We start from the raw sequence: 17291 nt of genomic DNA, 5'->3' as shown, positions 1-17291 counted from the left end.
TAAGAAACAAATTATGAAAAAAATAAAATATTATATTTTACCATTAAGTTTATTACTTTTTTTTGGCTTCTATTCCTGTAATGATACTTATGAGTTTCATGAAAAATACATTCAAGATGGTGAGATTATTTATGCAACCAAGGTAGATTCTTTAACTACACTTGCAGGAGATGGCAGAATTAAAATTTCTGGATATTTAACAAAAGGTTTTACCATTGAAGAAATCACGGTGTTTTGGGATAAAGGCGAAAACAGCCAAACTTTTCCTTATACAAAGTCTCAAAACGATACGGATTTAATCGACTTGATTGTAACTGGATTAGAGGAAAAATCATATGAATTTGATGTGTATTCAAAGGACGCAGATGGCAATGAGTCGGTTAAAGTTACTGTATTTGGAACGGTTTATGGAGAAACGTACCGATCTAATCTAGAAGCAAGAGGTTTAAACGCTTTTGCTTACAATAGTGATGGAAGCGCAACAGTTAGTTTAAAACCAAGTAGTGATTTAACACGATCTACCGAAATTAAATTCACAAATTTAAGTGGCGAGGAAGTTGTTGTATCTGTACCACAAGACGAATCTGAAGGTGTTTTAGAACAAGTTGACCGTACAGCACCAATTATGTATAGAACTTTCTATGTGCCAACAGCAGCCGATGAAGATGGTAATGAAACAACCATTGATGAATTTGATTCAGATTGGGAAACGTACGAGTTTCCAAATAACATTGCTGCCATTTTAGCAAGCTTTACATTCGATCCTATTTCAGGGGGTATTATCGCATATTGGGGAAATTCAGAAAGTGCTTCAATGACTTTCGAATTTATAAACACCGATAAGCAAGATATTGAGGTAAGAAACACGGTAACCTCGTCTGAGTCATTGGGCACCTATACGTTTTCTGGAATGACAAGTGAAGAACAGGAAATTCAAATTGTAGTTTCAGATATTTACGGAAATTCACAAGCCATGTCTTTCACCGTAACACCACTGCCGGCAGCAGGTAAAGGTAGCTGGACTATAATTGATTTTTCAACTGAAGAAGTAGGTGGCGAAGGCCCCGTTAATGGATATGCCACTGCAGCAATTGATGGTGATACAGCAACTTTTTGGCATTCAAACTGGTCAACAGGTTCATCCTTTCCACATCACTTAACAATTGATATGGGAGAAGAAAAAACCATTGCTGGGTTCGAAGTATTTACAAGAAGTGGTGACAATAGAGGGGCTACTACCCATGAATTTTGGGTAAGTAGTGACAATGTAACCTATACAATGATAGCAACACTTAATGCCGCCATAGATGTTAATAATGGTACTTTAGTTAATGCTAATGCAATTACAACAGCTAGATATGTAAGATATGTTGCAACAGCAGGACCTAATAGTTTTACCTTTTTAGGTGAATTAAATGTTATAGAAAGTTTAGATAATTCTAATTGGTCTATTGTTGACTTTTCAACTGAAGAAGCAGGTGGCGAAGGCCCCGTTAATGGATATGCCACTGCAGCAATTGATGGAGATACAGCAACTTTTTGGCATTCAAACTGGTCAACAGGTTCAGCTTTTCCTCATCATTTAACTATTGATTTGGGAGAAGAAAAAGGTATTTCTGGGTTCGAGGTATTTACAAGAAGTGGTGACAATAGAGGGGCAACTGCTCATGAATTTTGGGTAAGTAGTGACAATGTAACCTTTACTCAAGTGGCAACACTTAATGCACCTATAGATGTAAATAATGGAGCTATAGTTAATACTGGTGTAATTACAACAGCTAGATATGTAAGATATGTTGCAACAGCAGGGCCAAATAGTTTTACCTTTTTAGGAGAAATAAGAGTGTTTGGATTAATAGAATAGTTTTTAACACATAACAGAAGAGCGTTTATTTAAAAAGCGCTTTTCTGTTTATTGCTTAATATTATTAAAAGCAGTAGTCTTAATAAGTGAACTCTAGATTTAAATCCAATATACAATGCGAGACCTTTTTTAGTTAAAATACTAAGTCTCTTTTTTAATTTAAGTAGTTTCCAATCTTCTATTTTTTTAATAAAAGAATTTTTTTAAGAAGGTTTAGAATTGCTATGTATTAAACTCAACTAGTTCTAAACAGAAATTTGTATTCCATAAACAATTAAGGTTGTTGTTTTCTTATAACATTCCGGTCATCTATTAAACTACAATAACAACTGTTTGTTAAATGAGTTCATTATAAATTGTGTAAAAAATGAAATTTAAAATTCATAAAAAAAGAAATACAGTATTATACTTAACTTTATTGTTATCTGTTCTTTTTGTTGAAGCACAATACGGAAATGCATGGTCTCAAATATTTTTAAACTGGAATACTACGCAAGATAATGGAGGCACAGGTGTTGTAAGGTCTATTCGTATAAACCCTAGTAACACCAATTCAGTTTTAATAGGTGCATCTACTGCAGGAATTTGGCTTACCAGTAATAATGGCGATACTTATACTTTTGTATCTGGAGATGTGCCAGAAGTAGAATGGGTAAACGAAATTATTTATAGCCGAAGTAATCCGCAAATTGTTTATGCCAATACAGATATAGGTGTTGTAAAATCTACAAACGGAGGGTTAAATTGGTCATATACTGGTTTAAGGAAATTTAAACCAGATGCTTTTGGTCAGCTAAATTGGCTGGATGTGGCAACTACAGATAGTAATATAGTTTATGCTACAACACAAGAAGGGGGCAGGTATAGAGGGGTCTATAAACTTTTAAAATCTACAGATGGTGGTACGTCTTGGACTCAAAAATACAAAACCTCGAAAAGAATTTGGGATATGCGTATAAAACCGAATGACCCAAATACAGTATATATTCTAGAAGCATCTTCATCATCTAATTGGATCAATTTTAAAAAATCCACAAATAGTGGCGATTCGTTTACTACTATTAGTAATGGTTATCCAGCTAATTATTCAACTAAATCGCATCGTGCAAGATTGGCAACCACTCCTGCAAATGCTGAAGTGGTATATATTGCAATTGGCTATAACGGTGGTGGGGCAGAAGATAAAATATCTTTTTTCAAATCTTCAGATTCAGGTAACTCATTTGGAAAAAAATGCTGTGGTACACCCGCAAGTCCTCTTGTAAATGCAGAGGGAACTACCGATTTCTTAACAGAAACTTGTCATTTAGCACAATTAACATGGAATTTTGCTTTTACCGTTTCAGAAACAGACGAAAACTTTTTGGCATGTGCAGCCAATAAGTTAAAATTAAGTACAGATGGAGGTGTTACTTGGAGTTACGATCGGTCTGGAAACGTGGTAACAGGAAGTCAATATGATAACTACCAATCTAATGATGCGCATACGGGCGTACATGGCGACCATCATGGACTTTCAGTTATTGGAAATAAAATATTTAATGCCAACGATGGCGGTGTTTATGTGTCTTTAGATGGCGGGATGACCGTTGTTAAAGATAAAAGTGATGGACTTGGCATTCAAGAACTTTGGGGCTTTAGTCAGTCTTTTAAAAATGATGTCATGGCAGTAGGGCTTAATCACAATTCAACATGTTACAGAGACGATCGTGTTTATGGCGGTTGGATTGCTGTAAATGGAGCCGATGCTATGGCGGCCAATGTTAACCCTATAGACGATCAATACATGTACAATCACCCTTGGGGGCACGAGCGCGTTAAAAGATCGCTAACCGGAAAAACAGGACACCAAATGCAAAACTTAGGCATAGAGCTAGGGTATATTACTTTGGATAATCTTGAGTTTCATCCGCATCAATATTACACCATATATGGTAGTGATTATGGCGATAGGAATAAAAGTTATAAACTTGCTAAATCGACCAATAATGCTGCTTCTTGGGAAGTGATTAAAAGTTTTGAAGCTGAGCAAAAAAATGCAGTTGCCGTAAAATCGAGCTTTGCCAATGCAAATTATGTATATGCTGTGGTCGATCCTAACCGGGTTATAAAATCTACAGATGAAGGTGCTACATGGGAAGAAGTAGGGCCTCCAACATCCTTAATAGGGAGCAATTCTCTTTGGCGTCTTGCCGTGAGTGATAAAAACCCGAAGCATTTATGGGTTACCTTAAGAAGTGCAAAAAATGCTGTTAAAGTAATTAAATCTACCGATGGTGGTATAACTTGGAGCGATTATTCAACAGGGCTTCCAGACCAGTATTTATATTCTATTATTTATCAAAGAGGTAGTGATGATATATTGTATGTAGGTACAACCTTTGGCGTATATTATAGGAAAAGCGGTATGGCTCAATGGGAACAATTTGGAACGGGTATGCCTGCAGGAAAAACACCTTTCATGTTTATAAATTATGCAAAAGGAAAATTACGTTTAGGAACTTCAAGAGGATTATGGGAAAATGATTTGATAGAATTAACCCCTCCAAAAGCCAATATAACAGCAAACAGAAATACATTTGACGAGAATAATCCAACTGTTTTGTTTGCAGATTATTCCGTAGCCGATATAAATGCAACATATCTTTGGAGTTTCCCTGGAGGAACACCCTCTACTTCAACCGAAGAGCGACCAGTAGTTACTTACGATAAAGCTAATGGAACTAGTTTTGATGTAACCTTAACAGTAACAGACTCAAGAGGAACAAGCACACAAACCTTAACAGATTTTATTACCTATTTTAAAATTGTTGTACCAACTGTAAACTATGTAGATAGTGAAGAAACTACAAACGAGTACACTCCTGCTATACATGCCATTGATGGAAACAATGCTACATTCTGGGGCACGCAATGGTCGTCTGGAGCAAGCCCATTGCCACATGAAATACAAATTGATTTAAAAGAATCTAAAAACATTACAGGCTTTACTTATTTGCCCAGGCAAAACCAAGCTAATGGTAGAATTGCAGATTATGAAATCTATGTTAGTGATAATCCTAACAATTGGGGAAAGCCCGTAGCTTCTGGAACATGGCCAAATAGTAAAGATTTACAAACGGTAACATTTACAGAAAAAAGGGGTAGATATTACAGATTAGTTGCATTATCTGAAGTAAATGGAAACCCATGGAGTTCTGCGGCAGAAATTAATGTGAAAACACGATAATTAAAAGAAAATGGTAAAACTTAGGGTTAAGATGTTAAAAGTGCAGTAGGAAGTGGATGGAATATTCCTTCCTGAAGATTACAAAATCAATTTTATTTTCAAAATATTTAATTATAAGGTGTTTAAATTAAACAACTCAAAACGAATTCATCATTAACAGAGAAATAATTTTTATAGAAAACTTAAATAATGAAAAAAATATTACAAATTATTACGGTCTTAGGTGTCTTCTTTTTTATGCACAAAAGCGTGTGTGCTCAAATTGAAATTACGCCTTATGACGAATTGCCGGGTGTTAATTCCATTAATAAACCAAGCTATAACGAAAATTATCCCGACTGGGCAAAAATGCTTTATGAGTATCCTATTAATTTTAATGAGATAGAAAATGGATACCAACAATACTTTAAAGAAAAAGGAAAGCAAAAAAACCCCATAATTCGCTATTACAAAATTTGGCGAAAAGTTGTAGCGAGTTATGCTGACAAAAACGGAGTAATACGCCATTTAGAAGCAAAAAAATCTAGTGCTAACTCTTATAAAGCCAATCAAAAAGCTCAAAAACTATTTGATGCATCCAATTCTAATTGGACGTTTTTAGGGCCAAAAAACACATTTTGGTTAAATGAAGACAATAGCTCAACACCAAAACCAGTGGCACCATGGCAAGTAAACGTTTATGCGTTTGATGCTTTTTCTGGAAATTCTGATATTCTTTTTAGCGGAACTGAAACAGGTTATGTAAATAAAACTATTGATGGCGGTAAAAATTGGACACTACTAGCACGCGATTATGTGTTTTCTGGAGGAATTAATGCCGTTACCATCCATCCAACAAACTCAAATATTGTTTATGTTTCAGCCGGTAATCAAATACACAAAACGGTTAACGGAGGAAACTCATGGGTACCTTTACTACAAGGTGGTGTTCAGTTTTCTGCAAATCATATTATAATAGATAGTGGTAACCCTAATAAAATGTTTGTATCTACTAATAAAGGTGTTTATATATCTACGGATGCCGGAAACACATGGGCACAGAAATCTACAAGACAAACTTATGATGTTGATTTTAAGCCTAATGATAGCAATGTTATTTATGCAATAAGTAAAGCCAGTAATGGGAATTTTGAAATTATACAGTCCTTAGACGGAGGAACAAACTTTTCTGCAGTTTCTGGATTTCCTGCAATTGCCGATTCTAGCGGTGGCTTAATTGCCGTAACGCCAGCAAACCCCAATATGCTATTGACAACTATGTTAAGTTCAGATAATACACCTCAGCTTTATAAAGGAATTACAAGTGGTGGCAGCTGGACCTGGACTAAAATTATAGATTGTAACACAGATGCTTTTCCTTACAACAACGGTCAAGGTTATTTTGATTTGGTGCTAGAAATATCGCCAACAGACCAATCTAAGTTTATGGTTGGTACAACTACATTGTTTAAAACAAATAACGGAGGTCTTAGTTTTGATGCCATTGGTGGTTATTTTGGAAGATTTTCAATACATCCAGATATACAAGACTTAAAATGGTTTTCAGATGGTTCAGTTTGGGTAGCTACAGATGGAGGCATGAGTTTTTCTACCGATGCTTTTGAAACCGATTTTCAACCCAGAATAAATGGATTGATAGGATCAGATATGTGGGGATTTGATCAAGGATGGAATGAAGATATTGTTGTAGGCGGAAGATACCATAATGGAAATACGGCAATGGCAGATTTTTATAATGGAAAGGCATTGCGAATGGGAGGTGCCGAATCTCCAACAGGTTGGGTCATTCAAGGTAAAAGTAAACATGTCGCTTTTGATGATCTTGGAGGCGGGTGGATATTACCAAGCACAGCAGAATCTGTTTACGAAGGTAAATTCAACTTTTCTAAATACCCCAATATGTTAGAATATGGCGGTAGTAGAGGCAATTTAATACACCATCCAAATTATTTTCAAATATTATTTTTAGGTGAAGGTAATAGCTTCTGGAAAAGTACAGATATGGGCGAAAGTTTCAAATCATTACATACTTTTAGTGGCGAAGTGATGGATGTGCAAATGAGTGTAACAAACCCAAATGTATTATATGCCGATATAAAAGGAGCTGGACTTTATAAAAGTGAAGATCAGGGACTCACTTGGGTTTACAAACCGTCATTAAGCAATAATGCTAATGGAGGTAGTAAAATGAATGGGAGAACTAGCATTGCTATATCACTTTACAATGAAAATACAGTATATGCTTGTTATTCTAATGGTGCATGGACCGCCGATAAGGGCAAAGTTTTTAAATCTACCGATGGTGGAGATACATGGACAAATTGGTCCGGAACAGTAAATGGTTATACCAAGAAGTTGGTTGTACAACCATCTAACACAGGCGAAGACTTGGTTTATTTATTTACTACTAGTAGAAACGGCGATAAATCTCAGGCTTATTTCAGAAAAAATAATATGAAAGATTGGGACTTATTTGCTAATAATTACCCAGGAAATTTTAGTGTAAATACCGCTATTCCTTTTTACAGAGATGCTAAATTAAGACTTGCAGGAAGTGGTGGAGTATGGGAAACACCATTACAAGAACAAGATTTTATTCCAATAATTAACCCGTGGGTAGAAAACGTAACCAATAAATGTATGGATGATGTCTTGCATTTTGATGATCATTCTATTTTAAATCATTCAGGAGCCAGTTGGAAATGGGAAATAACCCCTGCACCAGCTTATATAAGCGATGCAAATATTAGAAACCCAGAGGTTGTTTTAGGAAGCCCAGGGTCTTATACAGTCAAGTTAACGGTAACTCAAAATGGTGTTGACTATGTAAAAGAAATCCCTAATATGGTTACAACAACAACCTGTCCTTCAATTTTAGACTGTAGTAATCCTGCCGAATTACCTAAAAACGAATGGTCGTTAATATATGTTGATAGTGAAGAAACAAACAACCCAGGTTTGGCAACTATGGCTTTTGATGGAGACGATTCAACAATATGGCACACACGTTGGAGCACGGGAACAGATCCATATCCTCACGAAATTCAAATCGATTTAGGAAATTCGTATAGTATTAGTGAGTTTAAATACACCCCAAGACCTAGTGGCCAAAATGGTAGAATAAAAGACTATGAATTGTATTTTAGTTTCGATAGTACAAATTGGGGAGAGGTTGCACACTCTGGAACTTTTGAGAATACAGGTTCTAGGCAAACGGTAACATTTAATGCACCCATAAAAGGAAGGTATATGAGGTTAGTAGCACTTTCTGAGGTTAACGATGGTGCGTGGACTTCGGCCGCAGAATTAACATTAATTGGTTGTGTAAATGATAATTGCCCAGGTGTTGATAATCAAGACCAAGCAGACTTTGATGGTGATGGAATGGGAGATGCTTGTGACGACGACGACGATAACGATGGCGTGCTAGATGCCGATGATGAATGCCCGGAAACACCACTAAATGATGCTGTAAACGATAAAGGTTGTAGTTTGTTTACACTACCGGCTAACAACTTTAAAATACAAACCATTGGCGAAACTTGTAGAGATAGCGATAACGGAAAAATTATTATAACTGCAGTTGAGGAGCATGATTATATGGTAACCCTAACTGGAAATGGAAGTACTGATACTCTAGATTTTACTGATGATGTTGAGCTTACAGATTTGCAGGCAGGAACATATACCGTATGCATTACTATAAAAAACATACCTGAGACAGATTTTAAAAGGTGTTATGATATTGTTATAACCCAACCATCAGATTTAGCTGTGTTATCAAAAGTTAATACTGGAAAAAAATCGGTCTCATTAAATTTAGCAAACGGAAAGCGTTATTCTATTAATTTAAATGGTGAAACAACATATACTACAAATTCAGAAATTACTTTGAATTTAAAGAACGGAATGAATACCATTCGCATAGGTACAGAAAAAGATTGTCAAGGTGTTTTTGAAAAATCAATCTTAGTGTCAAACAAAGCAGTGGCATTTCCTAATCCTTTTACAGACTATTTATTAGTTAATATAGGAGACGACTCTTCAAAAATGGTTTCGGTTAAAGTGTATTCAATCACAGGAAAGTTAATCCAATCAAGATACTTGCCTGTTAACAATAGTACCATTGTAATAGATGGAAGTCATTTTGATAATGGTCTGTATCTGCTGAAATTAGAAACAGCAACTAGTTCATCTAATTTAAAAATTGTAAAAAAATGAAGCAAATAATATATCTCTCTCATAAACAACTAAAAAGTACGTTATTGTTTTTTAGCCTGTTCGCCCTTTTTGCCTGTAGTAATGGAGATAGCCCAGGTGAGGATCCAACACCTCCAGTTGTAAACAATCCAACTGCAGCTACACTTGTTTTTCCTGATGCTAATAGCGAATGTACCGAAGGCACTAACATAACACCCACCGAGAGTACCATCAATTTTCAATGGAATGCTGGTAAACATACAGATAGTTATAATTTACAATTAAAAGATTTGAACACAGGATCTACAACTAGTTATTCAGCCATAGAAAACAGCCTTTCTGTAAAATTAAAAAGAGGAAACCCATATTCTTGGTCTATAGTATCCCGATCAAATAAAACATCAACAACCGCTATAAGTGCAACTTGGAAATTTTTTAATGCCGGAGATGGTGTATCATCTTATGCACCATTTCCAGCAGAGGCTGTAAGCCCTGTTCTAGGTGCAAGTGTACCAAATGGTAACATAACATTGCAGTGGTCTGCAAGTGATGTTGATAACGATATTGAGAGCCACGATATTTATTTTGGAGAAACAAACCCACCAGCAGAATATAAAACAGAAATTACACAAACAACCTTAAATAATGTAACAGTAGAGGCCGGTAAAACATATTATTGGAGCATAAAAACAAAAGATACTCAAGGAAATATTTCAAATTCAGACATATTTAGCTTTATAGGAATATAAAACAAATCATTTGGCCAAATTGCTTTTAGTCAGGTTTATTATTTAATAAAAAAATGAAAAATTTAATCACAAAACCACATTCAATAAGCGCTTTTTTAGTTTTAATAATTTTAATTAATACAATATTTGCTTGTTCTTCTGCTTCTAAAAGCAGTAAGTTTTCATTGCAAGAAACAGTAAAAAACGATCACCATTTGCAGGCCCTAGACTTAACCCAAACAATTCCTATTGCTGCTAGCAGTTGGGTGGTAAATAATGTATCTAAAGACCAAAAGATTATCACTAAATCCGGTATTCTAAATTGGTCATCTTTAGATGATGTTATACGTACTTATATTAAAACCGGAGCCGGAGACTTACATATAGGTTTAAATGTAAAATCCCCAGATGGCACCTCTAAAATCAAGGTTACCGTAGGGCAAGTTTCCAAAAGCATTAATCTTACCAATAATACGTTTAAAACAGAAAAAGTGGGCATATTTACTGTGCCAGCGGGGTATAATTATATTGAAATACAAGGCTTGGAAAAGACAGGTGAGTTGGTGGCAGAAATTAAAGACTTGCTAATTGGGGGCTCTGCAATTGCCCATGGTGTAGATTTTGTGCCAACCAACAACTTTTATTTTGGCAGAAGAGGCCCTTCAGTCCATTTGTTGTACAACAAGCCCCCAAAAAAAGAGGTGCAATGGTTTTATAATGAAGTTACGGTTCCCAAAGGAGAAGATGTGTTAGGTTCCTTTTTTATGGTAAACGGCCATGCTCAAGGTTATTTTGGTATGCAGGTTAACTCAAATTCAGAAAGAAGAATTTTATTTTCCATTTGGAGTGCCTATAAAACAGACAACCCAGACCAAATACCAGAAGATTTTAAAGTAACAAACCTAGGTAACGGGGAAGGCGTTACAGTACAGGATTTTGGAAACGAAGGTTCTGGTAAACAAAGTTTTAAGGTTTTTAATTGGCAAGCGGGCACAACTTATAAATTCCTGTTAAAAGGAGAGCCTTCAGTTGTTGAGGGCTCTACCGATTATACAGGGTATTTTTATAATCCAATTGAAGGTAGATGGCAATTAATAGCAAGCCTAAGAAGACCCAAAACCAAAACGTATTTAACCAGATTGCATTCGTTTTTAGAGAATTTTATACCAAGTACAGGCTATATTGCCAGAGAAGCACGCTTTGGAAATCAATGGGTATATACTACTGATAATACCTGGAATGAAATTACCAATACCATATTTTCTGCAGATGCCACAGCAATAAATGGGGATAGGCTTGATTATGCAGGTGGTACTATTGAAGGCACTTTCTTTTTAAGGAATTGCGGTTTCTTTAATAACAAGACCAACATAGGTGAAAAATTTTCAAGACCAGCAGGAACATGGCCTAACATAAATTTTGAAACACTGCCTAAAATTCCTGCCCATGAACAAAATCGGTTTTAAATACAAATCTTCCTAATATAATCGCCTAGGTTTTTTGTAAAGTGTTGCGGCATTTAGGGCGTTTTATGTATCTTTTTTAGTTCAGCCAATTGTTTGTTATTATGCTTTAAATCAAGAGGCTAACAAAAGCTAAAACATTTAAACCACCCCTAATTGGATAGCTATACCCTCGAACAAGTTGTTATATATATATAGTTTTGGTTAAATTATTTTTTAAACAAATTGTTATGAAAACAATATTGCCTTATTTGGTATGTTTCTTTTTGCTGTTCCAATTACATTTACAGGCACAAAACCCAAGTGCTCTGTACCAAAATTGGGTTGATGCACAGATTAATAATTCTGAACCAATCTTACCAACGTTTAGTTATGCGGGGTATCATAATGGCGAGATTGGTTTACCGGCTTCTTTTTCGCAACCTGTTTATAATGTTACAAATTACGGAGCAGTTGCCAACGATGGTATTTCCGATAAATCTGCAATAATGGCAACTATTGCTGCAGCTGAAGCTAACCCAACTGGAGGGGTTGTTTTTTTTCCACCGGGGCGTTTTGTTGTAAATGATGGAAGTGTTGATGATTTGAGTGAAGTGATAAGAATTTCTAAAAGTAATATTGTAATAAAAGGAAGTGGCTCAGGTGTTGGAGGCACCGAATTGTATCAAAAAGACAATACAACACATCCCGATATGGCAACAAAAGATTGGGTTTGCCCATATTTGTTTTTGTTTTGGAATGGTGAAGATTCAGCAAATACTTATATAACCGATGTTGTTGGTAATGCCGATAGAGAAACATTTTCTCTTGATGTTGCCGATGCTTCATCAATTTCAGTAGGGCAATGGGTAGAGTTGTATCTTAAAGATACTAATCCTACTTTATTAGCTGAAGAACTTTCGCCATACACAACAGCCGATCTTTATCAGCCTTCAAGCTTAAAAATTGTAAATGATGGGGTACAGGTTAGAGAAGTGCATAAAGTAGTTGGTAAAAATGGCAATACCATTACTTTTAAAGAACCTTTGCACAGAACTGTTGATGTTTCTTATAATTGGAAAATCAATAATTTTAAAGCTCTTGAAGAAGTAGGCATCCAAGATTTAAAATATACTGGCGGTTTTATTTGGAACCACATTCACCACAGGGCTCCCCAAGAATTATATCCCGGAGAACCTGTTAGTGGGCCTCATGCCTATTTAAGTTCGTCGGGTTGGAGCGGCGTACAGTTTAACCATGTGGTAAACGGATGGATTTCAAACGTCGCGTTTTCAAATATGTCGCAGGTGGCACAGTTCAAGTTTTCAGCAAATTGTACGGCCATAAACAATACGTACACAGGAAACCCAGGGCATAATTTTATAGTTACAAATTCTGCAACAGGTTGTTTAATAGGAAAAAATATAGATTATACATCGGGGATATGGCACGGGTGTGGCGTAAATGGGTTATCTATTGGAAACGTACTTTGGAGAAATGAGAGCCCGCAAAATGGCAACTCGGGTATGGAAGTTCATGCCAGTCAACCCAGAACCACGTTGTTTGATGTTTGTAAAGGTGGTTTCTTTTTTCAACAAGGTGGATCAACAGGGGCATTGCCAAATCATTTAAGGCACATGGTGCTGTGGAATTTTGAAGGTGTTTCATATCAAAGTAATGGCGTTAAATCTTGGCGACCAAATGCTGAAACACGATACGCTAAATTTTTAATGCCGATAATTTCTGGGCTAAAAGGATTTACGATGTCAACAAACGCCAATCAATATCAAGAAAATGAATCTCAAGGCACGCATGTAGATGAAGAATCTCTTTACGAGGCGCAATTGGCGTACCGGTTAGGAAGCTTACCAAGTTGGATTGACCAAGAGGCGCCAAGCCCTTTTTACCCCATTTTCCATTATGATGATTTTGGGGCTGAAAACCGAGGCTATTCGGTACAGGTCGTAGAAAACCCCGATTCGCAAAATGAGGCCCAAATAGGAAAACGGATAAGCGACATTCCGGATGCGGCAGATTCAAATAACGAATTTACAGAACCCCGGCCGGCAATTAGAATTCCAGCAAACCAGCCAAGAGACCAAAGAGCACTTTCAATTGTTGGTACTTCTTCTAACACTAATTATGAATTGGAAGCTTGGGTGGTTATGCAAACCGTTGATGTTTCAACCAATAATCCGCACATAAGTGCTAGCGATATTTATAAGTATGTTAGTTTTTGGACCGAGCAACGTTACGCCAATGGTGGTATTTCGGCTTTAGAAGCTTTCGTTTCTACCAATTATACTAATAACGTAACAACTGCTACTTGGACCAATGTAACCTCCAGCCTTAACCAAATTGCAACATCTGGCCAAAATCCGCAGACTTATATCGAATCTGTTTTAGATATATCGGCCTACACCAGTTCAACCTTTACTTTGGCTTTTAAATACACAAGTAGTCCGTCTGCTTGGTCTCCAACAAATAGAAATGGCACGTTTTACATATCAGATGTTAAGTATTTTGTGTCGCCTACAGCTTTGTCAAACGAAGCTTTTGAGTTCAAAAATAATATTAGAATATATCCAAACCCCGTTTCAAATACGCTAAATATCAGAGTTGCTGATAAAGCATTTAAAATTGGGTCTGTTTCTTTGTTTAATGTGATTGGAAAAGCAGTTTACAGCGGTAAAAACACCGAAACTATTAATGTGTCTAATATAGCAAAAGGTATATATTTTTTAAGATTGAAGGAAGCCAATAAAGGGAATGTAATTACAAAAAAGATAGTTATACGATAGGTTGAAAATGTGATAGCGCTTCAAGTTGTTATTGATAACCTGAAGCGATGCGAATAATTTTAAACAAAAAAGGAGCGAAATTTAACCTCGCTCCTTTTTTTATTGTCTATTTTAAGTGTTTAATCTGAAAAGCATTATTCATTCAAACTAACCTCTAACGGATTGTTTATTTTATTTGAAAAATCGCTTAAGTGTTTTTGCCATTCTAAGTTCGAGTTAAATTGACCACTTTTTTTCCAAGTAAAACCTGCGTAATACACCGTTTTATTGTCTGTTACTTTTAAATGCGCATAAGCATTACTAAGGTCTTTAGTTTCAACATTATAATTTTCAAAACCAACAAAATAATCTTTTGGGGCAATAATAGCTGTACCCAATTCAGAATCGGCATGAGGTTGCCAATAGCTTACCCAATTATCAGTACCATTTGCAATAACATCGCCATCTTTTTCGTGTAAAGTTAAACCTGCAGCAATGGTATTAGTGCCTTCAATATGTGTTGTGAATTTAGAGAAATTGCTTCCCAAATCCAAGCTAATAATTTTTGATTCTTTAATGGTATTTCCGGCAGCATCCCAATTTTCGTATTCTAAATAAAAACTGGTACGTAATGGGCCTGTGGTAATGCTGCGCCATTTGGTATAATTTTTCGAAAAATAATATGTGCTATCTACCTTTACGGCAATACCACCAACGCCACGGCTTACCCCAACATGGAAATTATCTAAGCCTTCTCCCGTATCTTCGTGGTAGGTGCCATCGGTTTCGATTTCCTTTTTGTACCAATTGTTAATAATAGGATGCTCTACGCGTTTTAACCACGCATCGATACCGCTGGATAGTGTTCCGCCAGCAACGTTATCTTCCACCATTTTTTGAGCCGTTGGGCCAAATACTCTAAATGCAACCTTGTTGTTTTCCCAGGCATAATCATCGGTACGTTCGGGCACAAAACGCGAATAGCACAACTCTGGTGCTTTTGGTTTTTCGGCTTCTGTAACCGTAACTATTTTGAAAGTACTTTCTGAATTGGCTTTAATTTTGGGTTGAAATAAAATAACATCTAAAACTCCGTCGCCATCGTTATCAACGGTTTGCGTCAATTCCAACGTGTTGGTTTCTGTATTTAAGATTCCTGTAGTGGAAAGATCTTCAAGGTTTAATAATGATTTGGTTAATTCTACGGTTTCAAAAGTTCTTTCAACATCAAGCGTATTTTTAACGCTAATAGTTGTTGCTTTCTCCTTTTTCTCGCAAGAAGAAAGCATCACTAAAGTTGAAAAAAACAAAATCGATTTACAAAGTCGTTTCATTTTGTTGTTTTTTTATTTATTCGTTAGCTGGTTTGCCAATGGTTGCCAAAATACCACCGTCCACATAAACCACGTGGCCGTTTACAAAATCACTTGCTTTAGAGGCCAAAAATATTGCTGCACCTTGTAAATCATCAGGATCTCCCCAACGCGCAGCAGGTGTTCTTTTAATAATAAATTCGTTAAACGGATGCCCATCAACTCGAATAGGAGCCGTTTGGCTCGTGGCAAAATACCCTGGGCCAATGCCATTGGTTTGTATATTATACTTGGCCCATTCTGTAGCCATGCTTCGGGTAAGCATTTTTAACCCCCCTTTGGCGGCGGCATAAGCACTAACGGTATCTCTACCCAGTTCGCTCATCATAGAGCAGATGTTTATTATTTTTCCGCCACCGCGTTCAATCATCCCTTTTGCCACATATTTCGATACTATAAAGGGGCCTACAAGATCAACTTTTATAACTTGCTCGAAATCTGCGGTTTCCATCTCAACGATAGGGGTTCTTTTGATAATGCCCGCGTTGTTTACCAAAATATCGATGGGGCCAACTTCGGCTTCAATTTTTTTTATGTTTGCTTCAACAGCTTTATCGTCTGTAACATCAAAACCATAACCATAAGCTTTTAGTCCACAGGATTTATATTCAGCAATAGCCTTTTCTAAAGTGCCTTTTGTATGATTGTTTATTACTAAAGTGGCACCAGCATTTCCTAGTCCTTTCGCCATAGCCATACCTAAACCATGTACAGCGCCTGTTACCAGGGCTGTTTTTCCTGTTAAATCGAATAATTTGGTTGACATATTTTGTTGTGTGTTTTTAGTGGTTATCTTAATTCGTTTATCTTGCAATGATCCATATCGCTATAATCTAAGTTCTCACCAGCCATTCCCCAAATAAAAGTGTAGCTACTGGTGCCCGACCCAGCATGTATAGACCATGGTGGAGAAATTACGGCTTGGTTGTTGCCCATCCAGATGTGTCTGGTTTCTTGTGGTTGCCCCATAAAATGGCAAACGGCTTGGTCTTCGGGTACTTCAAAGTAAAAGTACACTTCCATTCGTCTATCGTGTACGTGGGCTGGCATGGTGTTCCATGAGCTTCCTGCTTTTAAGGTGGTCATTCCCATTTGTAATTGGCAAACATCTACAACGCTGTTTACTATGTACTTTCTTAGGGTTCTGGCGTTTGCGGTTTCTGGCGAGCCTAATTCGATAACTTCGACATCGTTAGTTCCAATTTTTTTATCAGGATAAGCTTTGTGTGCAGGTGTAGAGTTTAAATAAAATTGTGCTGCATTACTAGCAGATTTGCTGGCAAAAACCACATCTTTATTGCCTTGGCCAATGTACAAAGCTTCTTTGTGTTTTAATGTGTGTTCTGTTCCGTCAACGGTTACTGTTCCTGTTCCGCCCACATTTATAATGCCTAATTCTCTTCTTTCTAAAAAATAATCAGCTTTTAAAGCATCAATGGTTTCAAGTTTTAGCGGCGTATTTGTTGGTGCTGCGCTCCCTGCAATAAATCTGTCGTAGTGCGAGTAAACTAAATTTATCTTATCGGCCTCCATCAAATTATCAATTAAAAACTCGTCTCTTAGTCTCGATGTGTCATAAGATTTTACATCTTGTGGAGAAGCTGCATATCTTGTTGAATAATGTGTTTTCATAGTTGTAACGTATTAGTGATATTTTACAAATATAGGCAATTTA

At 36.4% G+C, this 17291-nt stretch carries 9 protein-coding genes; 6 read left to right on the top strand and 3 right to left on the bottom strand.

The annotated features are described in order from the left end of the window. The first annotated feature begins 13 nt into the window (after positions 1-13). The 6 genes from ACFSQS_RS14255 to ACFSQS_RS14230 all read left to right on the top strand — a co-directional run bounded on the left by ACFSQS_RS14255 (position 14) and on the right by ACFSQS_RS14230 (position 14264). A complete protein-coding gene (locus ACFSQS_RS14255) occupies positions 14-1864 on the top strand; it encodes a DUF4998 domain-containing protein (RefSeq protein ID WP_388020405.1) in 1851 nt (616 codons plus the stop codon). Between the two features lie 367 nt (positions 1865-2231). Then, positions 2232-5093, top strand: coding sequence for a discoidin domain-containing protein (locus tag ACFSQS_RS14250; RefSeq protein WP_388020402.1), 2862 nt, complete (start codon positions 2232-2234; stop codon positions 5091-5093). Between the two features lie 189 nt (positions 5094-5282). Beyond that, positions 5283-9314, top strand: coding sequence for a discoidin domain-containing protein (locus tag ACFSQS_RS14245; protein WP_388020399.1), 4032 nt, complete (start codon positions 5283-5285; stop codon positions 9312-9314). Next, positions 9311-10042, top strand: coding sequence for a hypothetical protein (locus tag ACFSQS_RS14240; protein ID WP_388020396.1), 732 nt, complete (start codon positions 9311-9313; stop codon positions 10040-10042). The genes ACFSQS_RS14245 and ACFSQS_RS14240 overlap by 4 nt, the downstream gene beginning before the upstream one ends. A 53-nt stretch (positions 10043-10095) precedes the next feature. Then, positions 10096-11487 carry a DUF3472 domain-containing protein gene (locus tag ACFSQS_RS14235; protein WP_388020393.1) on the top strand — a complete coding sequence of 464 codons (1392 nt, stop codon included), beginning with the start codon at positions 10096-10098 and terminating at the stop codon, positions 11485-11487. A gap of 227 nt (positions 11488-11714) precedes the next feature. Next, on the top strand, positions 11715-14264 hold the full coding sequence (locus tag ACFSQS_RS14230; RefSeq protein WP_388020390.1) for a DUF4955 domain-containing protein: 2550 nt from the start codon (positions 11715-11717) through the stop codon (positions 14262-14264). Between the two features lie 134 nt (positions 14265-14398). Here ACFSQS_RS14230 and ACFSQS_RS14225 read toward each other — a convergent pair whose 3' ends face one another. Genes ACFSQS_RS14225 through kduI form a run of 3 tightly spaced genes read right to left on the bottom strand, consistent with a single transcriptional unit; the run spans position 14399 to position 17248 of the window. Then, on the bottom strand, positions 14399-15577 hold the full coding sequence (locus ACFSQS_RS14225) for a DUF4861 family protein (protein WP_388020387.1): 1179 nt from the start codon (positions 15575-15577) through the stop codon (positions 14399-14401). 16 nt (positions 15578-15593) lie between these two features. Continuing rightward, the gene (locus ACFSQS_RS14220; RefSeq protein WP_388020384.1) at positions 15594-16382 is read right to left on the bottom strand and encodes a gluconate 5-dehydrogenase; all 789 of its coding nucleotides are present in this window, start codon (positions 16380-16382) and stop codon (positions 15594-15596) included. Between the two features lie 23 nt (positions 16383-16405). Continuing rightward, on the bottom strand, positions 16406-17248 hold the full coding sequence (gene kduI / locus ACFSQS_RS14215) for a 5-dehydro-4-deoxy-D-glucuronate isomerase (protein WP_388020381.1): 843 nt from the start codon (positions 17246-17248) through the stop codon (positions 16406-16408). Between the last annotated feature and the right edge of the window lie 43 nt (positions 17249-17291).

It is taken from the genome of Gelatiniphilus marinus, from assembly GCF_042684345.1.
Lineage (GTDB): Bacteria > Bacteroidota > Bacteroidia > Flavobacteriales > Flavobacteriaceae > Gelatiniphilus > Gelatiniphilus marinus.
This window is presented reverse-complemented; position numbering and strand designations above follow the sequence as displayed.